Below are 23,073 nucleotides of genomic sequence, written 5' to 3'. Positions count from 1 at the left end.
CATCGCCAATGTAACGCGCGCGCATCCCGCCGATCATGGGCCCGATACCAAGTCCCACGTCGACCCGCCGAGTGTGACGGAATTCCCCCGCCACACTCCCGCACTCCAACGCCGTCACCGCGCCGCGTTCACCCGCCCCGCATTCAAGTTGTCGAAGTTGAGAATGGCGTTGAACACCAGGAAGTACGACCCTACCGTGGTGCCGCGATACACCGGGTTGTTGGCGAACAACACCACGTGGCCCTTGTCGTACGGCGCGTCCACCACCACCGGTCGTTGGGCAATGGTGCCGCCACCGTCCAGTAGTCCTGACACCAGCAACTGCCCTTGATCTGCAAAGCGCAGCGGCACACGCGGGCGCTGATCGGGTGGAATGATGTTGAGCGGGTTACGCATCTGGTCCAGCGTGGGCACCGCCACCTGCCATGGCAGCACCGTGGGCGGCGTGGGCAAGGTGTCGGCGTGGCCAACCACATTGGGCGACCGTCCCTGCACTACGTCGCCGTCTTCGGGTGTACCACGCCCGGTGGGACGCGCACCGCCGTCGCCGCCGCGACCGCCACCCCCACCGCCACCGCCACGACCACCGCGCGCGTTGGTGACGCCGAACGCCAAACCATCGCTGCTCATCACGGCGAGGTTGTCGATCACGCCATACACCAGCGGACTGGTTTCATCGGCGAGTCGCGTGCGCAGCAGCGTGCCCGTTACCACACGCGTGGTAGGGGTGGTGGAACTCACGCCGTTGGCCAGGCCGAACTGAATGGCAAAGTCGGTGGAGCTTTCCGCGGTGATGAGTACGCCGCCGTCGCGCACGAACGCCTGCACCTTGGCCAGACCGTCCCAACCCAACCCCGGACGCATGTCGTCGGTTTGCGCATACGTGCCGATGTTTGGTGTTTCGGGCGTGTTCTTCCACGGAATGGCGTTGCGCCACTGGGGCATCCCCTGAATGATGCCCAACGGATTGCCGCTGCCGGGCGCCATGATCAGCACGTCGTACTTGGCGCGCACGTCGGCAATTTTGGGAATGTCCTGAAAGCTGATGTAGTCGTACGGAATGCTGTAGGAATCAAACGCAAACCGCCACCAACCCTCGGTTTGCGTGCTGGTCCAGGCATGCACCATGGCCACCCGTGCCGCGCGCAACGGATGCATCTTCACGGTGGGCGCCGAGGCGAGTGCGGTGGCACTCAGTCCCAACTCGCGCGTGGCTTTGTCGAGCGCTTCGCGGGCCACGCCGCGCACAATGAACGACCCGCGGTTGAAACGCTTGCCGCCCGACTCGAACGATTCTTCCGCGGCCTGGAAGTCGGCATCCTTGAGTCGGTAACGCAGCGTGATGAGCGCGTTGTCGGCGTTGTGATTGATGGCGAACACGCTGCCGTCACCACTCACACCACCCGCCGACGTCACCGTTGTGGTGATGGCCGTCATGGGTGCCTTGAGCGCCATCGTGTCCACCACGCGAACGGCCTGCACGCCGAATCCTTCCGGGAATGTCCATCCGGTATCGTCGTACGGATTCTTTTGTGGATCGTTGGGGCTCCAGTACTGATAGTCCAGCAACGCGTCGGCAATGCGCGAGTACGGCTGGTCCATGCGCACGATATACGAACCGGCTGGGAAGCGACGCGTTTCCGTGGTCGGTGCGGCAGTACGAGCGCTATCCGTCGCTGGAGCGTTGGCACCCGCACCGCCGCCACGTCCCCCTCGACCACCACCGCCCGCCGCCGCCGCGCGACGCACGGGCATGGTGACACTGAACTCGGCGGTCGCCCGCGAAATCTCCACGCCCTGCATCTGCAGCACGCGAATCAATTCGGCCTGCGCACCCAAGCGCGTGTCGCTGGCCGGCAACACATACGCGGCCGGGCCTTCGGTTTTGGCCTTCAGCACCGAACGCTTGGACTTCTCATAGAAGTTGCGCAGCATCTGCACGCGCGTGTTGGCGGTGTAGCTGAGCGAGACCAGCAACCCCGTCATTTCGTAGTTGTTGTTGTTGCGCAGCGACCAATTGAAGCGCCCGGTAATGGGCGGGTTCTGGCGATACCAGGTACGCGCCGTTTCGTTGGCCGACAGTTGGCGCTCGACGGTTTCCGCGGTGCCGCCGTTGCCGAATGTTTCGTACAGGCGACTGATGCCGTTGTGCGTGGCGGCCATGAACATCAGGTACCCGGGCGACCACGTGTCGAAACCACCGAAGGGGAATACGCCGGGCATGCCCAGTCGCGTCATCTCCTGCACGTTGTTCCAGCCAATCAACTGCCACTCGTTGGTGAGCAGCGGATCGACCCACGCGTTGTACGGACCGTCACCAATGGTGTTGTCGTACAAAAACGATCCCGACTCATGCAGATCGTGCAACACCTGTGCCTTCCAGCCGATGTAGGTGTTGAGCACGTTCTGCGAGAGCTTGAGCGTCATGCCCATGGCGTCGCGATTGTTGTCGTGCGCCACGTACTTGCCCCAGTAAATGACGTTGGGCGGCGTCTGTCCGGGGTGCGCCATCTTCCAGTTGAACACGTCCACCACACGATCGCGACCGTCCACTTCCACAATGGGCGTGATGAGGGTGATCACGTGGTCGCGGATGTTCTTCACGTACTGGCTTTCGTCCACCGCCAGACGATAGGCCAGTTCCATGAGCGCGGTAGGAGCACCGGCCTCGGTGGAGTGGATGGTGCCGGTGATGTAGTAGACGGGCGCCGCGTTGTGCGCGATGTCGTCGGCGACCTTGTCATTCATCTGGATGGTGCGCGGGTCGGCCAGCTTGGCGAGGTTGGCCTTGTTCGCATCCATCTTGGCCAGCAGCGCTTCCGACGCCACGGCCACGGCAATCATCTCGCGGCCTTCCTCGGTGGTGCCAATGGAATACACACGTACTCGCGGCGACGCCTTGGCCAACAGGCGCATGTAGGCGTACACCTCTTTGGAGTACGGCAGCTTGTTGGGGGCGCCAGCGATGTCGCCCAACACGGCCGTGGGCGTGGGGATGCCCTTGGCGGCCGGCATGTAGTCCACCAGCGATGACAAAAAGAAGGGTTCGGTGGTGTACTCCTTGATCTTCTTCGTGTACGCCTCGTCGATGGGCTGGCTGGGATTGCGTCCCGGCTTGGCCGTCGAGATGGCGCTCTGGGCGTGCAGCGCGTTGAGCATGAGGGTCGGCAGGGCCGCGCCGCTCAGCAGGAGCGAGACGCCAACGTGCCGAGCGAGTCGGCGACGGGAAGAGACCAGTTGCTGCATGTGAATCTCGGAGGGGGTCGGGGCCGGGGCGTGAGGGCGGTGGAGGCGCTCCGGCACCCGGGGAAGATGCAGCCTGCCATGGCTTTCGACTACCTCGCCGACCTCGCTGCGCCCGCGCAGGCTCTTGCCAGTTCGCCGTCTACGGAAGCACGTTTGCCACATGACACACCTGTCTCTGCTCCGCGCCCTCCGTCGCGCCGCGACGCTCCTTGCGCTGCTCGTCGCCTTCCCCAGTGCCGCCCACGCCACCTGGTCGGTCATCGCCATCGACATGGCCACCGGTCGGGTGGTCATCGCGTCGGCCACCTGCGTAAACAACAACGATGCCTTCCTGATGGGCATTCAAGCGGTGGTCGTGCCCGGCAAGGGGGTGGCGGCCTGTCAGGCGGGTGTGGACGGCACGCACGCCAACCAGATGCTGGTGTACGCCGAACTGCAGAAGGGCACCGATCCGGCGCGCATCATCGAGATGTTGTCGGCCGATCCCGCTTTCCAGACGAGGCAATTCGGCATTCTCGATTTGCAGGGACGGAGCGCCGGTCACTCCGGGCTCACCAACGGCTACGTGTCGCAGGACATTCAGGGTCGGGTGCCGGGCACGCAGATTTACTACTCCATTCAGGGAAACATCCTGCGGCCCGGTGAGGTCATCCCCAATGCCGTGCGGGCGTTTCTGTATACCAAGGGCGCGCTCACCGATCGCGTGATGGCGGCGCTGGAAACGGCCGATGCATACGGTGGAGACAGTCGCTGCACCTGCCCGCCGCTACCGGCTGACGGATCCAAGCCGCTCATTCCGTGCGAAGGCAAGACGTCGCATGTGTCGTACATTTTGATGGCCGACAAGACCGACACCAACGGCGACTCGCACAACAACGGCAAGTACGCGATGTACCTCACGGTGACGCAGCCCGATCAGGGTGGCCCGAACGTGATCAAGCCGGGCGAGAATCTGAATCCGGTGAAGACGCTGCGCATGCGGTATGACGCGTGGCGGAAGCTGCAGCCGGCGTCGTTCAAGTGAGGCGCGCGCCGAGTATGAGGCTGATGCGCGTGGCCATGGCGATCGCGGTGCTGAGCGGGGTGAGTGTCGACGCGACGCACGCGCAGACGCCGCCGACATCACCCACGCCAGCGGTGCAGCCACCGGCCCGCGCGGCCGCTGGCCGGGGACGTGGCGGGGTGCGCGTGATGACGCTGACCTCGACGGCGTTTGCCGACGGCGCACAGATCCCGGCGAAGCATGCACAAACCGGACGCGACGTATCGCCGCCACTGGCCTGGAGTGGTGCGCCCGACTCGACGCAGAGTTTCGTGCTGATGGTACACGACGCCGATGCGGCGATTGGTGATGGCACCGACGACCTGCTGCACTGGATGGTGTGGAATATTCCCGGCAGTGCGACGTCACTGGCCGAGGGCATTCCGCAGGGCACGCCCACTGGGATGACCCTGCGGCAGATCAGTGGCACGGGACCGTACTATCGTGGTCCGGCGGCGCCGGCCAGCGGCCCGGCGCATCACTACGTGTTCGAGCTGTATGCGCTGGACGTGATGCTGAATGTGCCGGCCGTTGGTGCGTCGCCGCCGGCAACACGGAGCGCGGTGATGGCAGCGATGGCGACGCACATTCGCGGCAAGGGCGTGCTGGTGGGGTTGTACCGACGACCGGCGCCGTAGCCAACACGACCGCGAGCGCTATCCGCGCTCGATCACCGCGAGTTGCCCGCACCCGGCCGCGATATCAATCCCCCGTCGCTGCCGGACGGTACTGGGCAACGTGAACTCCTCGGCCAGTACCACCTGAAACGCACGCGCCGCGGCGTGGTGCGTTGGCGCGCCGGCATACCCGGCGGTGGGGTTGAGCGGAATGAGATTGACCTGCGCGTTCAAGCCGCGCAGCAGTTCGCCAACGGCACGGGCGTGCGCCGGCGAATCGTTTTGTCCGTCAATCAGCGTCCACTCGTAGAAGATGCGACGCCCGGTGGTTTCGCTGTAGGTGCGGCAGGCGGCCATCAATTCATCCAGCGGCCACTTGCGTGCCACGGGCACCAGCGCGGCGCGCTCCTCTTGGGTGGCGGCGTGCAGCGACACGGCCAGACGGAGTGCGCGATTCTCCTGCGCCAGTCGCAAAATGCCCGGCACGACACCCACTGTGCTGAGGGTGATGCGATCGGCGCCGAGTGACAGGCCGCTGTTGTCGCGCAGGATGTCGATGGCGTGCATGACGGCGTCGTAGTTGTGCAGCGGCTCGCCCATGCCCATCAACACCACATTGCGCAGGCGCGCCGATGGACCGGACCGCGCGGCGTGTTGCACGGCGCGGGCCACGTGAACCGCCTGGGCGACGATCTCGCCCGCAGTAAGGTGGCGCGTGTAGCCCATCTGACCCGTGGCGCAGAACACGCACCCCATGGCGCACCCCACCTGCGAACTGACGCAGGCCGTCACGCGCCCCGCGTAGCGCATGAGCACCGTTTCGATGCGCTGATTGTCGTGGAGTGCCAGCAGGTACTTCCGCGTGAAGCCGTCGGACGAATCGGTTTCGAGCGCTGTGGGCAGGGCGCCGAGGGTGGTGTGGGCGTCGAGTCGCGCGCGGAGCTTGGGTGGCAGCTCGGACATAGCCTCGAGTGAGGCGACGTGCTCGATGTAGAGGTAGTTCCAGAGTCGCGCCACGTGCACCGGATTGAGATCCCAGTGCACCAGCTGCGCGCGGAGCTGCTCACGCGTGAGATCGTACAGATTGAAAGGCACGACCGTCACGCGGTGTTCAGGTTGTAGCGCATGATCGCCGCATGGCGGCCGCCTTTGGTGCGTTCCAGCGCATACACATCACCCGACGGTCCGCTGGCATGTTCCAGCAGCGCGTGCAGTGCGCCGCGTTCCTCATGGCGCAAGTGCAGCTCGAGTGCGGCCAGCGTGTCCGGCAGATGCCGTGCGTGTCGGGCGCCGACAATGGCCGCGGCTACTGCCGGCTCGTCCAGCACACAGCGAATGGCCACGGCGCCAATCGTGGTATCGTGCGCGCGTGCAATGTCACGCAGCGCGCGCAGCAGCGCCTGAAACGCATCCCACCCGCCAAATTCGTCAACGATGAGGGTGTATTTCACCAGCGAACGATTCTCGAATGGCGGTTCCGGCTTCGCGACACCCAGCCAGCGTTCATGAAACAAGCCACCGGCCAGCGCGCCGTAGGCCAGCAGCGCCACTCCGCGTTCTGCGCACAGGGTGGCCATGTCGCCAAGCGCGCGCCGGTCCAGCAGTGAGCACTGCACTTGATTTGACACCACAGGCACGCCCGCATCGAGCAGGGCGCGCAGGTGCGGGGTGTCCATGTTGGTCACGCCGATGTGGCGGATTTTGCCGTCGCGCTGCAGGGCGGCAAGGTGCAACGCCGCCTGCTCGACGCCGGGCACGTCGTAGTCCCACCAGTGCAGCTGCACGAGATCCAGCGTCTCGACGCCCAACCGTTGTCGCGACCGATCGATCAGGTGCTCGATGTCGGCCCGACGCAGCGTGGGCAATGCGGATAGATCGGGCACGCATTTGGTGTGCACGCGAATGGGCGCCGCCGACACGCCATGCATCGAACGCCAGGCGTTCAGGAAGTCGCCGATAAGCGCTTCGACGCCGGTGTAAATATCGGCGCAGTCGAACGCCGTGATGCCGGCATTGGCGAATGCCATCATGTCGGCGATGGCGCCGTCGCGATCGACCGTACCATGTCCGCCGGCCAGTTGCCACCCGCCCTTGATCAGGCGCGGGATAGCGTAGTCAGGCGCGAGCGATACGGTTGGTACGCTCACCGGGTCGCGTCGCCGGTGGATGGCAGCGGTACGGCGGTGACGTCGGCGTGCCGAAAAGTGCTCATTCCGGTGCGCGTGATGCGAAAACGGGCGCCGCAATGCGGATCGGGGCAGGCGATGTCGGTGTCGGTGGTCATCCAGTCATTGGGGTGCGTGGGTCGCTGTTTGGCCGGCAGCAGTGGCAACAGCGCGGCCAGCGGATACAGCGGAAACGACTGACCTGGCGGGAAGTGCAGATTCTCGCCAACCAGCGCGAACCAGTCGCCGGCCTTGTGGTTGCAGATCATCGGACGCTCGGTCGCGATGACGTCCACGCGCAGGTCGTAGAGGGAAAAGGCGTCGTCTGACATGGCGCGAATGATAGCCCGAGACGATCTTGTCGGGCCACATGCCAAACCCAACCGAATCCGACAGTGCTGTCGCGCCGCTTGCATTCTACGGCGGGCTGGCAGGCGCACTGGCACCATTTGCCTGCTTTCTGGCCGGTGTGGCCGTGCTGGCGCTCAACGGCGCGCCCGACGAGAAAGGATTCTGGCCGATCTTGTTGGCGGCGTTGACGCTGGGACTGTTGCTGGCCAGGGATCGGACGCGTTACGCCGACGCGATGCTGGATGGCATGAGTCAGCGCGTGGTGATGGTAATGCTGTGCGCCTGGATGTTTGCGGGGGTGTTGGGGGCGGTGCTGGGCGCGGCGGGGTTTGTGGCCGCCCTGGCGTGGCTGACACGTGCCACGCATCTCACCGGCGGCGGCTATGTCGCTGCGGCGTTTCTGGCGTGCGTGGTGGTGTCCACCGCCACCGGCACGAGCTTCGGCACCATCCTGTTGTGTGGACCGCTGCTGTACCCGGCCGGTGGTGGTGCAGGGGCCGCACCTGCCGCGTTGATGGGGGCGATTCTGGCCGGCGCCACCTTTGGCGATTCCATCTCGCCGGTGTCGGACACGACAATTGCCTCGAGTGGCACGCAGCAAGTGGATATCGGCGGGACGGTACGGAGTCGACTGGTGTACGTCCTGCCGGCCGGTCTGGTGGCGCTGGTGGCGTCGGTGCTGATGGGGGGCATCGATCGCGCGACGACGATGGCATCGGCCGCAACGGTCCCGAATCCGGCGGCGCACCTGTCGGCGCTGCTGCTGCTGTTGTCGCCGACTCTTGTCATTGGCCTGCTGCTTGCCAAGCGCCATCTCATCGAGGCGCTGTTGTTCGGCATCCTGAGCGCGACGGTACTGGCGTTGTTGCTACGGTTGATCACTCCCTACGATTTGTTGCATATCGCGCCCGGCACCTTCGGCGCGACGGGGATTGTCGTGGATGGCATGCAGCGTGCCGTTGGGGTGAGTGTGTTCACGTTGCTGCTGGTGGCGCTGGTGGGCACGCTGCAGGCAACCGATGCGCTCGACCGACTGGTGCGTGCAGCACAGGGACGGGCGGCATCGGCGCGCGCGGCCGAATCGTGGATTGTTGGTGTGGTGTCGGGGGCCGTACTGCTGACCACGCACAGTGTCGTGGCGATTCTGGCAGTGGGGGAGTTTGCCCGCCAGACCGGGGAGCGTTTTGGCGTGTCGGGGTACCGCCGAGCGAACCTGCTGGACATGACGGTGTGCACGTGGCCGTTTCTCCTGCCGTATTTCCTGCCGACGATTCTGGCGTCGAGCGCCAGTCGGAGTGGCGAAGCGTTCGGCATGCCGGCGCTCAGTGCGGGAGCGATCGGGATGTACAACACTTATGCGTGGGCGCTCGTACTGTCCATTGTGATAGCGATTGTGACCGGATATGGCAGAACGCGCGAGCAGTAGTGTGTGGCGCGAATGGACAACCCGCGTGACGAGGTGGACATGCGGGTGATCATGTCGTGTCTGCGCCTTTTCCTCCGCGTGGCGGGTGTGCTGATTGGCACGGCCTTCGTGGGCAAGGTGCTGTTCGTGCTGTTTGTGGCGCGGCCGGTGGCGCCGGTGGCCAAGTTCACGGCGCTGCTCTGGGGGCTGCGGTTCGATACGGCCATCGGCTCCGCATTCGCGCTGGTGCTCTATCTGGTCGCGGTCGGCGCGCTGGCCATACGCGTGCGGATGCCGATCACGTTACGCGTGTTGGGCGTCGTGGCGGTGTGGGTGATCGCGCTGCTGCACGTCGGCGATACCATCTACTTCACCGAGAGCGGGCGTCATCTGGGATACGAGATCCTGGACTTTGGCCACGATACGGGCGCGTTAGTTGGCACCGGATTGGGGCGATATCCAGGCATCACTGCGGCGAGCGTTCTGTTGGCATGCGTGGCGTCGTTTGCCATGCTGCGACTGGTCCCTGACGTCGGCGATGCCACTGCGCGTCGCGAACCGTACCACGGTCTGCAGCTTGCTGCCGGTTCCCTGCTGGTGTTCGTACTTGGTTTGGTCGGTGCGCGCGGCGGCGTCCAGTCCATTCCGCTTGGACCTTTCATGTCGCAGGAAATCGGTGATCCGCGCCGCGCCGCGATCGCTCTGAACGGCGCCTACAACACCACGTACTACGTGCTGGCTCGGCAGCGGCAGCGCGATCCCCGCGCGTCGTGGATGAATCCGGAGGAGGCCTCCGCGCTCACCACGCGCCTTTTCCCGGCACCGGTGAGCGAGCTGCCGACGACCGGCGCAGATCGACCGTTGAATCTGGTCGTCATTCTGCTCGAAAGCTGGGCGGGTGAGTACCTCAAGAGTTACGGCTCGATGCGCGATGTGGCACCGCACTTCGATTCACTCCGCGCGCAGTCCTTGTCGACCACGGTGATGCTGGCCGGAGGTCACCGCACCTCCGAGGGCATGTTCAGCACGTTCTGTTCCTATCCCAATCCCCTCGGGAGTACCATCGCCGAGACGCCGCTGCAGGAGTACGACTACGCGTGCCTCCCTCGGTTCCTTCGCGACCGCGGGTACGCAACCGAATTTCTCCAGGGGACTCGCGTCAACACCAGCGGCATCGGCGCCTTCTCGATTTCACTGGGGTTTGAGCAGACCTTCGGGCGCGAGGCCATCGCCACCAGACATCTTCCGGAGAATGGGTGGGGTGTCCATGACCCCGACCTGTACGGCTTCGCGCTGGAACGCATGCGCGCGGCATCGAAGCCGTTTTTTGTCGCGATCAACACCAATAGCACACACGATGTCGTCCTCCCTCCGGGAGTTGGCCCGTGGTTCAACGACGGGTCGCGGGTGTCCGCGCATCTGGATGTCATGCACTATGCCGATCAGGCGCTGGCGACGTTTCTCGCGGCCTGCGCCAGAGAGCCATGGGCGCGTTCGACGGTGTTTGTGCTTGTCGCCGATCATGGGCACGGCAGTGATGGTTCGGTGATGGACGGATTTGTTGTTCCGTTTGCGATCTATGCCCCAGGGCTTGTCGCGCCACGGCTTGTGCCGCGCATCGCGACGCAACGGGACATCGCGCCAACCGTGCTGGAAATCCTCGGGCTTCCGCGTCACGCATGGCCCATGGCCGGCAAGTCGCTGCTGCACGACGACGAAGCGCCGTACTTCGCAGACTACTATCGGGACGGCATCCTGGGTTGGATCATGGACAACCGACTGGTGGAGATTCCGGTGGTCAATCCGTCGCAATACAAGAGCTTCTCCATTGGGGCAGATCGTCGTCTGCTGGCGCGCGCGCAGGATTCGCTGGGTGCGCGACTCGTGCGTGACGCGCTGGCGTTCACCCAGTTCACCCAACACTTATTGTCGACGGGACACACCGGTCAGCTTCCGGTGAGTACACCATAGTTCGCGCAGTGCGCGCGCGCGCGCGGGCGCTCATCGGTCGTACAATCTCGTCAGATCGCGCAAACGCGTCGTGATGTCGGGAGTGAGTTGATCCCAGGTGAATCGAAACTGCCAGTTGCCGGCTTGCCGCCCCGGCAGGTTCATGCGCGCCTCGCTGCCAAGTCCCAAAATGTCCTGCATGGGAATGAGCACGGTGTCGGCGACTGACGCGAGGGCTGCTCGCATCAGCGTCCAATGAATCTCGTGGCCGTCGGTATCGAGATAGCGTCGTGCGAATGACTTCTCGCGCTCGATATCCTCGGCGGTCCGGGTGGAACCGTTGCCGGCGTCGGAATTCCACCAGCCCACGGTGGTGTCGTTGTCGTGTGTCCCGGTGTACACCACACGCTCGCGCGGATAGGTGTGTGGCAGGAAGGTGTTGTTCTGGCCGTCGCCCCCGAACGCGAACTGCAGAATGCTCATACCGGGGTAGCCGAGAGTCTCGCGCAGGGCTTCCACTTCAGGCGTAATGAGGCCGAGATCCTCGGCGGTGATGGGCATTGGGCCGAGGGCGGCGGTGAGGGCATCGAAGAGTTCGACGCCCGGGCCCTGCACCCAGCGCCCATCGACGGCGGTGACGGCGTCGCCGGCCACTTCCCAGTAGGCTTCGAAGCCGCGGAAGTGATCGAGACGAATGCTGTCGAACATCCCCAGCGCGGCGCGCATTCGGTCAATCCACCAGCGAAATCCATCAGCGCGGAGAGCGTCCCATTCGTACAATGGGTTGCCCCACAGTTGTCCGGTTTCGCTGAAGTAGTCAGGCGGCACGCCCGCCTGCACCAGCATTTTGCCGGCGCTATCAAGCTGGAAGAGCTCCCGATGCGCCCACACGTCGGCGGAATCGTGTGCGACATAGATGGGGAGATCTCCCATGAGACGAATGCCGCGCGCGGCGCAGGCGCGTTTGAGTGCCTGGAATTGCATGAAGAAGACATACTGCTCCATGCGGACCTGCTCGATTTCCTGTTGGTGCGTGTCGCGAAATGTCTGCAGTGCGGCGGGTTCGCGCGACGCCAATGGGGGATTCCAGCCGGTCCACGACACGCCATCGTGCGCCTGCTTGAGCGCCATGAACAGGGCGTAGTCATCGAGCCAGGCGCGTTGCTGCACGACAAACTGCTGGTAGCGGTCGTCCGGCACGAAGCGCACGAATGCCTTGGCCAGCAACTGTCGCTTGTGGGCAATGACGCCGGCGAAATCGACGGTATGTTCCGGCAGCGAACTGGTGGCCCCTGGCACGTGAATCAGCAGGGGGTTGCCGGCAAAGGCGGAGAAGCATTGATAGGGCGAGTCGCCGTAGCCGGTGGGTCCCAACGGCAACATCTGCCAGATGGTGAAGCCTGCGTTGGCGAGGAAATCGACAAAGCGAATAGCGTCGGGCCCCAGGTCACCGATCCCATTGGGACCGGGGAGCGAAGTGGGGTGGAGGAGGACACCTGCGGCGCGAGAGAACTTCATGTAGTGCGATTGGGCGGGAGCGCGCGAACAGCGCCGGGGAATGAAGGCGTTGTAAGCTCGCGACAGAAACGCCGATTCGCCAGCGTCGGTGACGTAATCATGCCCACGGTCGATTACAGCAATTTCGCGATAGTCTGCGCCCGCTCCTGTCGGGGAAACTACTTCACGATGACTTCGATGCCGAACATCGCTGTGCTTCGACGACATAGCTTGATGGCCTTCGACGGGTCGCGATTCACAGGATACGTGCAGTCCGCCACCGAAGATCGGGCCCACGTCGAAGGATACGCAACGGTAGTAAAGGCGGTCCCTGCGATGTTGGCCTGGCGAATGACTGAATCGGGGGTCGACGCGAAATCATTCCCATCATCCCACAGCGGCTGCTCGACGGTCCAGTTGGTACGCGACAGTCCAAACATTCCCGACGGTTCAGCATCCAGCAGGTAGAGCAACCAATATTGACCGGGGATGGACGGTGCTTTGATGGCAATGGGGATATCAACAATTTCGTGTTGCGCAGGCGTTGAGACCGGGAACAGTTCGCGACCCTCGCGCTTCGGATCACCCCACGTGGGTGTCATGGACAACCACACCGAGGCCGCGGCCCAGAGACTCGAGTATTCCGCCTGCGCGAATCCCTGGATGAGTTCATTCGGAGCAACGCGGATCGATCGGGTGTTGACATCAAGCTGTTGGCCTTGCGCGAGACCACCGACCAATCGCAAGGTTGATGACAAGGGCTCGCGACCCGGCTGCACATACTCCCACTGTCGCAGGGAAACCTCTACCGATCGAAAGCCAGGGGCCTCAAACCGAAACACTGCGACGGAATCGCTGCGTCGGTAGCGCAATGCCGTGAACGACGCGACGCCTTGCACCGAGCGGACGGAATCCCCGGCGATGATTGTGGTGCGCGGGCTGAGCGAGTGAACGTGGATGACCGTTGATGTTGCCGAGTGGCCTCCGGTGGAAATCACGATTGACGGAATCGTGCGCAGCACCAACGGGCCGAGCACGGGTACGCCCGCCGATGTTGTCGGACTTTGCGTGGCTATCAGCGCGGGCTGTCTGGCGAAATACCAGGCGGTTACCAGACTGAGCGCGGTCACGACCACGGCGGTCGCGACGATAAGTCGCACTTTGACGGTCGTCACGCGGTCCCACAACGGCACGCCGCGCACCACCACGTTGATGCGCGCATCGGGCAGGCGCTCACCAATCAACTCCGTCAGCATGTCGCGCGCGCGTCGACGGTCACCCATGGCCCGCGCACGCCGTATCACACGACCCAACTGCGCACCGGCGCGCTGGTCGTCGCCACCCAGCAGGAAGTGGCGCACCGCGCGAGCCGACCCGTCAATATCGGCGGTCTCGCTCAACGCCTGCGCCAAGGCGACGTGACAGGCATGCCGTTCGTCGGCCGATGTCAACGACAGCATGCGCTCGGTGATGACGTCGTGACTGGGCATCCACGACTCGGCGGTACGCACCACCAGTCCCTTCACCTCCAGCGTGGCCAGTGCCGACTCGGTCGGCGATGCATCCATCGCCCGCGGACGTTGTGTGGGGGTCACGCGGCGGTCCGGTGTCAACGTGCGGACGGTGCGCGCAACGACTGCTTCGGAAAGCGGTGTGCCGGCCACGGCAAGCGAAAGCAGCACGGCGCGTTCGATGTCGGTGCAGGCGTTGAGCTGGTGATCGAGTGGCGAAGCGAGCGCGACGGCGGCCGTTGCCGCGGCCCAATCGGGCGACCGCCATTCGCCGTTCACCAGCTCCAGCAATCCGCGCTCGCGGACCAGCGCCAGCCGCTCCATGACCCCCAACGGAATTCCGTCACAGACGCTGGTGAGCATCTCCATGAAGTGCGTGGAGGCAATCGTGTCCGGCCACGACCCCGAGCTGCGAACGGCGTCAACCAGTTCATCGTCGGCCAGAGGCAGGAGCGCCAGCGAGGTTACGAGGCGTTGATCGAACATGGCCGCCGCCGATCCGCGCGTGGTGGCGACAACCAGCAGCGACAGATCGGTGGCGCGTCCCAGCACGATGGACAGCAACTGTCGCGACGCGACATCGGCCCAGTGCAGATCATCGAGGAATAGTGCGAGCGGTTCCTGCTCCACGATGGCCGATAACAGGTCGAGTACGGCAAAGGCCCGTCGGCGGACGGCCTCGCCACCGTCTTCGAGGGACGGGGTGGTGGCGAAACGTGATCCCAGACCCGGATCGAGGGCCACCAGTTCACGGGCGCTCTCGCCACTCACGCCGGCCGCCCCCGGCAACGGTGCCAGCGCGCGCACAATGGCCGCCGCGAATCCGAAGGGCACCTCCCGTTCACCCGGGTTGGCGCGTACCATCGCACTCAAGGTGCGCTTGGAACGGCATCGCTGGGCGATGGCCATCAGCAGTCGACTCTTCCCGATACCGGGCACGCCGGAGAGCACCACCACCTGCGTGTCGTTGGCGCGGGCGCGGCCCCATGCGCCCAGCGCGGCACTGAACGCGTTTTCGCGACCCACCAGATCGAGCACCAACGCCGTGGTGCGTTCGCCTGACGGCGACGCTTCTGTGTTCCGTGCGCGCGCCACAAGTGCTTCCATCGACGATGGCGCGCGACCACCAAGACTGTGCGCGACCGATTCCAGTGCGTCCGCGGCACGCCGGGCGCCGACCCGATCGTCTGTCTCCAGCAGCATCTCGACGGCAATCCGGTGCGCGTCCAGACTGTCAGGTGCCAGTACCATCAGCCGCTCAACCAGTTCGCGCACCTGGGCCGGTCGTCCGCTGTGCGCCAACTGTTTGGCCAGCGGTTCGGCCACGCGCAACAGCGATTCTTCCAGATGTCGCCGTTCAAGCGCCGCCCAGTCTTCAAACTCGTCTCCACCTGGCGCATTCAGGCCGGCCAGAAACGGTCCACCATACGTGGCCACCGCCGTCGCAGCATCACCCGCATGCACGGCGTCGAGAAACCGATCGCGGTCGCTGGCCACCCGGCCATCCACGCCAAGCACCGCATCGTCACGGGTGCGCAGGTAGTCTCCTACAATTCGCCGCAATCGCCACAGGGCCTGACGAAGGCTCTGCCGGGAGCGCGCGGGCTCTGTGTCGTCCCACAGCAACGACGCCAGGAAATCGCGCGAGTGTTCCCGATCGCGCGAACAGCAGCAGTAGGCCAGCAGGGCCAGTGGTTTACCAGGACCCAGTAATCGCGGCCGCACATGACCGTGTTCATCAACCTCGCACAGCTCCGCAGCGCCGAGGGTGCGGAGCAGGAAGGCGGGACGACCGGCCGGCGAATGGGGCATGTCAGATTGAAAGCATCATCAGAATGCAGCAACATCAATGACCTTCGTCTCCTGCGTGTCAATCTATTGCGCAGCGGACACTTAGGCGAGGACGATCACTCACCTTTCAGCACCCTTTCCCACCATTGTGTCGCGCTCTGTGCGGCGGTTTTGACGGCACAGAGACGCACCCGACCGAACGTGTCCGGCGTGGGCCTGTGATGCGAAAGAATGTGTGGCTTGAGTGAATGATCGCGGTTGCTGGTCGCTGAGCGCCGTGCGGGACGATATTCTGTACCGGTGGCTCCACCTGCCGAATCACCCAGCCCCACACCGTCGGACTCTCAGCGGCGCGCAATCGAAGCCGAGCCGCGAGCACTGCTCGTGCTGGCCGGTCCGGGCGCCGGCAAGACGTTCTGCCTGACGGAGCGCATCCGCTATTTGATCGAGCAATGCGGATATGCGCCGGAACGCGTGTGCGCGTTCACGTTCACGAACAAGGCCGCGGGGGAAATCGCGCACCGGCTGAGCGCCCGCCTGGGTGAGGCGGCCGAGCGCATCACGCGCAGTACGCTCCACGCCTTTTGTGCCGACCTGCTGCGCACGTGGGGCTCGCACGTGGGGCTTGAACCGGGTTTCGGCATTGCCGACGAAGCGTACCAGTTGAGCGTGTTGCGGCGGCTGGAGGGGCCACGCCCCTGGCATCGCAGCACACTGACGCGCTTTTCCGCTCACCGGTTTCGCGGCGACTCGTTGTTCTCGAACGATCGCACCCTGTTCGAACGCTATGAGCGCTTTCTCCGCGAGCGGAACCTCGTGGACTTTGACCTGTTGGTGATCAAGACCGCCGAGCTGCTGGAGACGTCGGAGGCAGCGGCAGCCATTCGGGCGCGCTGGGACGTGGTGCTGGTAGACGAGTTTCAGGACCTCAACCCCGTGCAATACCGTGTGGTGCGGGCCCTGGCGCAGGATCATCGCCACGTGTTTGCGGTGGGCGATGACGATCAATCCATCTATTCATGGGCTGGCGCCGATCCGCAGGTGTTCAAGACGTTCGTCAACGACTTTGGCGTGGCCGCCAAGATCAACCTCGAGGAGAACCGGCGCTGTCCGCGCGATGTGTTCGCCGTGGCGCGCAAGTTGGTGATGGTGAACACGCCAATTTTCGACGATCGTGTGCTGGCCACGGCCGACCGGGTGTCGACGTTTCCGGTTCGTGCGTTGGGGTTTGAAAACGACGAGCAGGAAGCGGCGTGGGTGATCGACGACATTGTGCGGGATCGCGACGCGCACGGCCATGCGTGGGGCGATGTGGCGCTGTTGTATCGCACGCACGCCATTGGCAACCTGCTGGAGGCGGCCTGCTTGAATCGCGGCGTGCCGTGCCGACTGGCCGTCGGACGAGCGCTGGCCGACGATCCGGTGGTGAGCTATGTGCTGGCGGCCGCCCGCGTGATCGCGTCGCCACGCGACGAGCTGTATCGCAACGCGTTCTTTCGTCAGGTGTTGCCGCGCCCCCTGTACGACGAGGCGCTGGCGAAGTCGGAAGAGCAGACCATCACGCTGTCCCGGCAACTGGGTCGCATGGTGGCGCAGTTGCAGCGGGCCGACGAGAACGCGCGCCAGATTCGCCGCGCGCTGGCCGATGCGCGCAACCTCGAGGCCATCGGTCAGCAGCAGCAGTCGCTCACGGGTTTGGTGCACGACCTGCTGTCACGGAAGGTGGGCGTCACGCGCTCGGTGCTGGACGATCATCACGACGAGATCACCGATCCGGCCACTCACCCCGACGTGGTGGCACTCGCGGACCGTCTGCGACAGGCGCGCGCCACCCGTGCACCATTCTGGATTGCACCCATGGGAGGCGTGGAGATTCCGCTCTCGGCGATGCTGGTCGCGCTTGGCGTGCAGGCCGAACATGGTGGAGAACCGCCGGAGTCATTGGCGTCTCAATTGCACCGCAGCGACATCACCTCGGTTGACCTGCCGCTGGGTGTCTTCAAGGCCGCGCAACTGCTGGAAATGAGCGCCACGATTATCGGGTTCACCGATTTCACGGCCGTGGATCTGGAAACGACCGATCGCGACACGCGCACCGCGGAGATTGTCGAGATTGCGGCGGTCCGGGTGCGCGATGGCGAGATCGTGGAAAAGTATTCCCAGCTGGTGAAGCCGCGCGTGCCGATTGCCCAGGGGGCGACCGCCACCCATGGCATCGACGCCGAGTCGCTGGCCACCGAGCCGTATTTCGAAGAGGTCTGGCCCGCGTTCCGGAAATTCGTCGGGTCGGACATCGTGGTCGCGCACAACGGCTATGACTTCGACTTTCCCATTTTGAATCGCATGGCCGACGAGTGTGGGAATCGGTTTGATCTCACTACGTTCGACACACTGCCGCTGGCCCGCGACCTGTTTCCCACCAGTCGCAAGCTGGTGGACTTGGCGCGCCGTTTTGATATTCCGCCTGGCCGTTCGCATCGCGCATTGGACGATACCCTCACGCTGGCGCGTGTTACGATGGCGTTGGCGCGTACGCAAATGGAGCGCACGCGGAAGACGGCGCTCACTGAACAGCTGGGCGCGCTTGGTGTGGCACTGGCCGTTCATCAGTTGGCAATCCAAGGGGAATTGGGTGACGAAGGCGCGCTGTTCCTCAAGCTGACACGCGTGTTCGCACTGGGCCGCTACAGCGGAGCGCTGGACTGGTATCAGCATGAGCGGGGCGACACGGCGAACTGGCCCTCGGTGGACGACGTCATTGCCCAACTGGGCGGTCAGTCATTGATGGACCGGATTCGGGCCGAGAAATCGGCGGATGACCGGTATCCGCAGGCCATGATGCGTTTGCGTCGACTGATTGCCGAACTGCCCGAGGGCACGTTTGCCGAACAGCTATCGCTGTTTCTGGAGCGCGCCGTGCTGTCCCGATGGGAAGGGGAAGAGCCGGACCCCGACCGGGTGAATCTGCTCACGCTGCACTCCACCAAGGGGTTGGAGTTCTCACGGGTGTACATCGTTGGTGCCGAGGACACGCAGCTGCCCGGGGGATCGGCCACGAAGGGGCCGACGGCGCAGGAGGTGGAGGAGGGACGTCGATTGTTGTATGTGGGGATGACGCGCACCATCGATCGATTGGTGCTCACGACAGTGGAAACGCGGTCGGGAAAATCGACCGGCGGTCATCAGTTTCTTGACGAGATGCAACTCCCGGTTGAGGCCCAGATATGACAGATAGTGAGTGGCGTATTCCGGTTGGCGATGGTGAGGTGAGCGCCGTGTACGAACCGGCGACGGGTGCGTTGCAACGGGCCGTGTTTGTGTGTGCGCACGGCGCCGGAGGGAGTATGTCCGATCGCGGCATGCTGGCCTCGGCGCAGGCCATGCGTAACGCCGGATTCGGCGTGGTGCGATTCAACTTTCCCTACAAGGAAAGACAGTCGGGCCGCCCGGATGCGATGCCCCTGCTTATGGAGACGGTGGCCGCCACCGTGGCGTTCACTCGGCAACAGCTCTCGCCCGGCCTGCTGGTCATCGGTGGCCGTTCCATGGGCGGACGCGCGACGTCGATGCTGGCCGCCGACGGATTCGCTGCGGACGGACTGCTACTGCTGGCGTATCCGTTGCATCCGGCCGGTCAGCCCGAGAAGCTGCGGGACGCGCATTTGTCGCGCATTTGTATGCCCGTGCTGTGCGTGAACGGCACGCGGGATACGCTGTGTACGCCCGAGCTGATGACACGGGCGCTTACTTCTGTGATCGCGCCGTGGCAGATGCACTGGGTGGAGGGCGCGGATCACAGCTTTCACGTGCTCAAGTCATCGGGGCGAACGGATGCGATGGTGATGACGGAGATTGGCACGGTCGCAACGGAGTGGCTTGCGGCACTGACTAACTCGCGGCCGTAAACGCGGCGAGAAAGCCGTCAACGGCCGGCGGGCCCGAGCCTTCGCCTTCGTCATGCTTGAAGTACACGAAGGCGTCGCTCCACGGCTGTGACGCCAGGCGCTGCGCCCACGTGGCCAGCGCCGCCGCGTCATAGTCGAAGCGATGCAAACGCACATACCCCCACGTGGCCGTGGCAATAACCGGCGAAGCAAAGTCCGGCTGTTCCGTGATGCACAAGGGAATGTCACGCGCCCGCAGTACCTCAAACACCTCGTCGTCGAACCAGCTGTCATGACGAAACTCGATGGTGTAGCGTCGATCGGCGGGCAGCGTGTCGATGAACACCCGCAGGCGATCGAAATCCTTCTTCAGATTTGGCGGTAGCTGAAACAGGATCGGACCCAGACGATCAGCCAGCACCGCGGTGTTCTTGAGCAGAAACTCCACCGCGCCCGCGCACTCCGGCTTCAGTCGCGCGTGATGCGTGATGCGCTGGCTGGCCTTGATGGCGAACGTGAAGGCGTCGGGCACCTGGGCCGCCCATTCCTGCAACACATGTTCCTTGGGCAGCCGGTAGAAAGAGTTGTTGATCTCCACCGTGGAAAATTTGGACGCGTAGTAGGTGAGCATGGCGTCGTCCTTGAGATCGTCCGGATAGAATGATCCCTTCCACTCCTTGAACGCGTACCCGCTGGTGCCCGCGCGCAGTTTCACGACGCTTTCCGTTCGCCCTTCGCATCGTCGGACGACGCCGGAGCGGCCAGACTGGCCTTGAGTGCTTCCATGAGGTCGAGAATCTTGCCGCCGCCATCAGCCTTGGCATCGGCGGTGATGTCTGTCCATCCACCTTGCGCTGGATAGCCTCCATGACGCGTTCGCGCACGGTGTCCTTGTACTTCTCCGGCTCAAACGTTTCGCTGGCGGTCTGGGCAATCAGCTGCTTGGCCATGGCCAGTTCCATCGGTTTGATGTCGCCGGCGGGCACGGTCACTTCGGTGGTGGGCCGAATTTCGTCGGCATAGTGCAGTTGCTCCATCACAATCACCCCGTTGGCCGGACGCAACAGCACGAGGTACTGCGACCCCCGTGCGGCGTACTGCCCGAGTGCCGCGAGTCCCGTTTCCTCGAGCGCCGCGGCCAGCAGGCGATAAGCGCGGTCACCTCCCTTGTCCGGTCCGAGATAGTAGACTTTCTCGAGATACACGCGTTCGACTTTGGCCAGTGGCACAAACTCGATGATATCGATGGCTCCCGTCGCCTTCTCATCGAGCGCCTTGAGCTCCTCCGGTGTCAATATCACGTACTGGTCTTTGCTGAACTCGTAGCCTTGACGGTCTCGTCGCGGGCAACGATCTCCTGATCCTTGAGACAGATGTATTGCTGCTTGAGGCGCGACCCGCACTTCTTGTGCAGCATGTTGAACGAGATGCTGACCTTCGATTCCGCAGAGGAATACAGATTGACGGGAACGGACACGAGTCAAAAGAAATCGTGGCGTTGGCGATGGATCGGGCGGCCATGGCGGGCGTGCTCGGGGCAGGGTGTGTGCGGGAACAGCTCCTATAAACAATGGCCGACGGAACCGAGTCCCCACAACCACCCGATTCGTCACCACCCACCGACAGCCTGGCGGCCTATCGGGCCAAGCGTTCGTCGGACACGTCGCCCGAGCCGGTGGGACGGGTGTCCGACGTGCAGGGTCGACTGTTCGTGGTGCACAAGCATGCGGCCCGACAGTTGCACTTCGACCTGCGCATTGAAATGGACGGGGTGCTGCGCTCATGGGCGGTGCCGCGCGGGCCCTCGTACGATATGGACGACAAGCGGCTGGCCGTGAAGGTGGAAGACCACCCCATCGAGTACGGCGAGTTCGAGGGCGTGATCCCGGCCGGCAACTACGGCGCCGGCGGCATCATTGTGTGGGATCGCGGCGAGTGGGTGCCGCTGGAGGATTGGCGCGAAGGGCTGGTGAAGGGCAAGCTGCTGTTCGAGTTGCGCGGCTACAAGCTGCACGGGAAATGGGCGCTGGTGAAAATCAAATCGAGCGAGAAGGATTGGTTGTTGTTGAAGGAGCGCGACGAGTGGGTGCGCAAACCCGGTGATCAGTTTGCCGAAGAGTCGGTGCTGTCGGGGCTCACCGTCGAGGAGGTGAAGCAGGGTCTCACCCGCAACGATGCGCTGCATGCCGCCGTTGAACGGAGTGGCGCGTCGCGTGTGCGGGTCGATCCGAGAGCGGTTGAGCCGATGCTGGCCGAACCGTCGGACACGCCATTCACCCGCGACGGGTGGTTGTTTGAACTCAAGCTGGACGGCTATCGGCTGATCGCGGCCAAGACGCGCGGCGAGGCGCTGCTGCTGACGCGCAATGGCAACGACTACACATCGGTATTTCCGGAAATTGCGCGCGCCGTGAAAGCGCTGCCCTTTGCCGACTGCATTGTGGATGGCGAAGTGGTGGTGCTCGATGCGCAGGGCCAAAGCCGAATTTTTCGCTGCTGCAGCGACGTGGTCGTCTGTCGGCGCCCATCGAGATTCGTCATGCGGCGGTGGAGCTGCCGGCCACGTTCTTTGTGTTTGACCTGCTGGCGTATGACGACTTCGATTTGCGCGGGCTGCCGCTCACCGAGAGAAAGGCATTGCTGCTGGAGTTTTGCCGAAGTTGGGACCAGTGCGCACACTCGATCATATCGAGCGGGAAGGGGAGCGGTTCCTCACGCAGGTGGCGGCCATGGGGCTGGAGGGCATCATCGGCAAACGCGCCGACGCGCGCTATCGCGGCGGTCGGAGCGATGCCTGGCTCAAGTTCAAGACCGATCGCACCGGGGATTTTGTGATTGTGGGGTACACGGCGCCCAAGGGCGGTCGGGCGCACATTGGCGCGTTGCAGTTGGCCGACATGGTGAACGGGTCGTTGGTGTACGCGGGTCGCGTGGGGACGGGGTTCTCCGATGCGCAGCTTGGTGAGCTCAAGGCCATGTTGGACCCGATTGCACGGCGTGAGCCGGCCTGCGACGGTGTGGTGGTGTCGCCCGGCGTGGCGGCGCGCGGGAGTGCCACCATTCTCGATACCGCATCAACCACATGGGTTGAGCCGCAGTTGGTGTGCGAAGTGCGCTTTCGCGAGTGGACACCGGACGGCGTGTTGCGGCATCCCACCTATCTGCGTTTGCGAGACGACAAGCAGGCGCGGGATTGCGAGCGACAGCAGTGGTCGGCACCGACTGAGTCGCCCGTCGAAGCGGACAACGAGGCGCCAGCGGAAACATCCGTTATGGCGCCGCCGGTACCGCAAACGGAACGGACGTTCGTGATTTCCAATCCCAGAAAGATCTACTGGCCCGAAGAGCGCTACACCAAGGGCGACATGATCGAGTACTACCGCGCCATTGCGCCCTGGATGCTGCCCTATTTGCGCGACCGCCCGGTGGTGCTCACGCGTTTCCCTGACGGCATTGACGGGAAGTCGTTCTATCAGAAAGATGCGCCGGATTTTGCGCCCACCTGGATGCGCACCGTGCCCATCTGGAGCGAGGACACGCAGCGTGACATTCGCTACTTCGTGTGCGATGACGTGGAGTCGCTGCTGTACGTGGCCAACATGGGGTCGATTCCC

The 23,073-nt window shown here is 64.1% G+C and carries 16 protein-coding genes; 8 read left to right on the top strand and 8 right to left on the bottom strand.

All coding sequences use genetic code 11. From position 1 onward, the window contains the following. Nucleotides 1-114: 114 nt before the first annotated feature. Nucleotides 115-3,159: a hypothetical protein gene (locus IPP90_02190; protein ID MBL0169525.1), complete on the bottom strand. Its 3,045-nt coding sequence runs from the start codon at nucleotides 3,157-3,159 to the stop codon at nucleotides 115-117. Between the two features lie 247 nt (nucleotides 3,160-3,406). Here IPP90_02190 and IPP90_02185 point away from each other — a divergent pair, with 247 nt between their 5' ends. Both IPP90_02185 and IPP90_02180 read left to right on the top strand, forming a co-directional pair. Continuing rightward, nucleotides 3,407-4,270, top strand: coding sequence for a DUF1028 domain-containing protein (locus IPP90_02185; protein MBL0169524.1), 864 nt, complete (start codon nucleotides 3,407-3,409; stop codon nucleotides 4,268-4,270). A 23-nt stretch (nucleotides 4,271-4,293) separates the two neighbouring features. Further along, on the top strand, nucleotides 4,294-4,926 hold the full coding sequence (locus IPP90_02180) for a YbhB/YbcL family Raf kinase inhibitor-like protein (protein ID MBL0169523.1): 633 nt from the start codon (nucleotides 4,294-4,296) through the stop codon (nucleotides 4,924-4,926). An 18-nt stretch (nucleotides 4,927-4,944) separates the two neighbouring features. On the opposite strand, the gene rlmN is transcribed toward IPP90_02180, so the two are convergent. Genes rlmN through IPP90_02165 form a run of 3 tightly spaced genes read right to left on the bottom strand, consistent with a single transcriptional unit; the run spans nucleotide 4,945 to nucleotide 7,402 of the window. Next, nucleotides 4,945-6,009 carry a 23S rRNA (adenine(2503)-C(2))-methyltransferase RlmN gene (gene rlmN, locus IPP90_02175; GenBank protein ID MBL0169522.1) on the bottom strand — a complete coding sequence of 355 codons (1,065 nt, stop codon included), beginning with the start codon at nucleotides 6,007-6,009 and terminating at the stop codon, nucleotides 4,945-4,947. After that, complete coding sequence (locus IPP90_02170; GenBank protein ID MBL0169521.1) at nucleotides 6,006-7,052, bottom strand: aldo/keto reductase; 1,047 nt, start codon at nucleotides 7,050-7,052, stop codon at nucleotides 6,006-6,008. Before IPP90_02170 ends, rlmN begins: the two co-directional genes overlap by 4 nt. Then, nucleotides 7,049-7,402 carry a TIGR04076 family protein gene (locus tag IPP90_02165; GenBank protein MBL0169520.1) on the bottom strand — a complete coding sequence of 118 codons (354 nt, stop codon included), beginning with the start codon at nucleotides 7,400-7,402 and terminating at the stop codon, nucleotides 7,049-7,051. Before IPP90_02165 ends, IPP90_02170 begins: the two co-directional genes overlap by 4 nt. 38 nt (nucleotides 7,403-7,440) lie before the next feature. On the opposite strand from IPP90_02165, the gene IPP90_02160 reads away from it, so the two are divergent. Then, nucleotides 7,441-8,847 (top strand): hypothetical protein, encoded by a 1,407-nt coding sequence (locus IPP90_02160; GenBank protein MBL0169519.1) that lies wholly within the window; start codon nucleotides 7,441-7,443, stop codon nucleotides 8,845-8,847. Between the two features lie 12 nt (nucleotides 8,848-8,859). Continuing rightward, nucleotides 8,860-10,797 (top strand): sulfatase-like hydrolase/transferase, encoded by a 1,938-nt coding sequence (locus tag IPP90_02155; protein MBL0169518.1) that lies wholly within the window; start codon nucleotides 8,860-8,862, stop codon nucleotides 10,795-10,797. A 30-nt stretch (nucleotides 10,798-10,827) separates the two neighbouring features. Here IPP90_02155 and malQ read toward each other — a convergent pair whose 3' ends face one another. Beyond that, on the bottom strand, nucleotides 10,828-12,294 hold the full coding sequence (gene malQ, locus IPP90_02150; GenBank protein MBL0169517.1) for a 4-alpha-glucanotransferase: 1,467 nt from the start codon (nucleotides 12,292-12,294) through the stop codon (nucleotides 10,828-10,830). Between the two features lie 158 nt (nucleotides 12,295-12,452). Then, the gene (locus IPP90_02145) at nucleotides 12,453-15,596 is read right to left on the bottom strand and encodes an AAA family ATPase (GenBank protein MBL0169516.1); all 3,144 of its coding nucleotides are present in this window, start codon (nucleotides 15,594-15,596) and stop codon (nucleotides 12,453-12,455) included. A gap of 279 nt (nucleotides 15,597-15,875) precedes the next feature. Here IPP90_02145 and IPP90_02140 point away from each other — a divergent pair, with 279 nt between their 5' ends. Then, nucleotides 15,876-18,803, top strand: coding sequence for a UvrD-helicase domain-containing protein (locus tag IPP90_02140; protein MBL0169515.1), 2,928 nt, complete (start codon nucleotides 15,876-15,878; stop codon nucleotides 18,801-18,803). Next, nucleotides 18,800-19,480 (top strand): dienelactone hydrolase family protein, encoded by a 681-nt coding sequence (locus IPP90_02135; protein ID MBL0169514.1) that lies wholly within the window; start codon nucleotides 18,800-18,802, stop codon nucleotides 19,478-19,480. Before IPP90_02140 ends, IPP90_02135 begins: the two co-directional genes overlap by 4 nt. On the opposite strand, the gene IPP90_02130 is transcribed toward IPP90_02135, so the two are convergent. Next, the gene (locus IPP90_02130) at nucleotides 19,464-20,174 is read right to left on the bottom strand and encodes a DUF72 domain-containing protein (protein ID MBL0169513.1); all 711 of its coding nucleotides are present in this window, start codon (nucleotides 20,172-20,174) and stop codon (nucleotides 19,464-19,466) included. The genes IPP90_02135 and IPP90_02130 overlap by 17 nt on opposite strands. A 152-nt stretch (nucleotides 20,175-20,326) precedes the next feature. Here IPP90_02130 and IPP90_02125 point away from each other — a divergent pair, with 152 nt between their 5' ends. Continuing rightward, on the top strand, nucleotides 20,327-20,482 hold the full coding sequence (locus IPP90_02125; protein ID MBL0169512.1) for a hypothetical protein: 156 nt from the start codon (nucleotides 20,327-20,329) through the stop codon (nucleotides 20,480-20,482). 274 nt (nucleotides 20,483-20,756) lie between these two features. On the opposite strand, the gene IPP90_02120 is transcribed toward IPP90_02125, so the two are convergent. Continuing rightward, nucleotides 20,757-20,936, bottom strand: coding sequence for a hypothetical protein (locus IPP90_02120; protein MBL0169511.1), 180 nt, complete (start codon nucleotides 20,934-20,936; stop codon nucleotides 20,757-20,759). Between the two features lie 93 nt (nucleotides 20,937-21,029). Between IPP90_02120 and IPP90_02115 the strand changes: the two genes are divergently transcribed. Further along, on the top strand, nucleotides 21,030-22,424 hold the full coding sequence (locus IPP90_02115) for a hypothetical protein (protein MBL0169510.1): 1,395 nt from the start codon (nucleotides 21,030-21,032) through the stop codon (nucleotides 22,422-22,424). Nucleotides 22,425-23,073: the final 649 nt, after the last annotated feature.

This window comes from Gemmatimonadaceae bacterium, from assembly GCA_016720905.1.
Taxonomy (GTDB): domain Bacteria; phylum Gemmatimonadota; class Gemmatimonadetes; order Gemmatimonadales; family Gemmatimonadaceae; genus Gemmatimonas.
The sequence above is the reverse complement of the archived record's forward strand: the minus strand, read 5'-3'. Positions and strand labels throughout refer to the sequence as shown.

Coding starts and splice junctions, on each gene's coding strand:
- malQ (MBL0169517.1), bottom strand. CDS start 12,294: ATGAAGTTCTCTCGCGCCGCAGGTGTCCTCCTCCACCCCACTTCGCTC.
- IPP90_02135 (MBL0169514.1), top strand. CDS start 18,800: ATGACAGATAGTGAGTGGCGTATTCCGGTTGGCGATGGTGAGGTGAGC.
- IPP90_02155 (MBL0169518.1), top strand. CDS start 8,860: ATGGACAACCCGCGTGACGAGGTGGACATGCGGGTGATCATGTCGTGT.
- IPP90_02125 (MBL0169512.1), top strand. CDS start 20,327: ATGACGCGTTCGCGCACGGTGTCCTTGTACTTCTCCGGCTCAAACGTT.
- IPP90_02190 (MBL0169525.1), bottom strand. CDS start 3,159: ATGCTCAACGCGCTGCACGCCCAGAGCGCCATCTCGACGGCCAAGCCG.
- IPP90_02115 (MBL0169510.1), top strand. CDS start 21,030: ATGGCCGACGGAACCGAGTCCCCACAACCACCCGATTCGTCACCACCC.
- IPP90_02185 (MBL0169524.1), top strand. CDS start 3,407: ATGACACACCTGTCTCTGCTCCGCGCCCTCCGTCGCGCCGCGACGCTC.
- IPP90_02145 (MBL0169516.1), bottom strand. CDS start 15,596: ATGCCCCATTCGCCGGCCGGTCGTCCCGCCTTCCTGCTCCGCACCCTC.
- IPP90_02165 (MBL0169520.1), bottom strand. CDS start 7,402: ATGTCAGACGACGCCTTTTCCCTCTACGACCTGCGCGTGGACGTCATC.
- IPP90_02160 (MBL0169519.1), top strand. CDS start 7,441: ATGCCAAACCCAACCGAATCCGACAGTGCTGTCGCGCCGCTTGCATTC.
- IPP90_02180 (MBL0169523.1), top strand. CDS start 4,294: ATGCGCGTGGCCATGGCGATCGCGGTGCTGAGCGGGGTGAGTGTCGAC.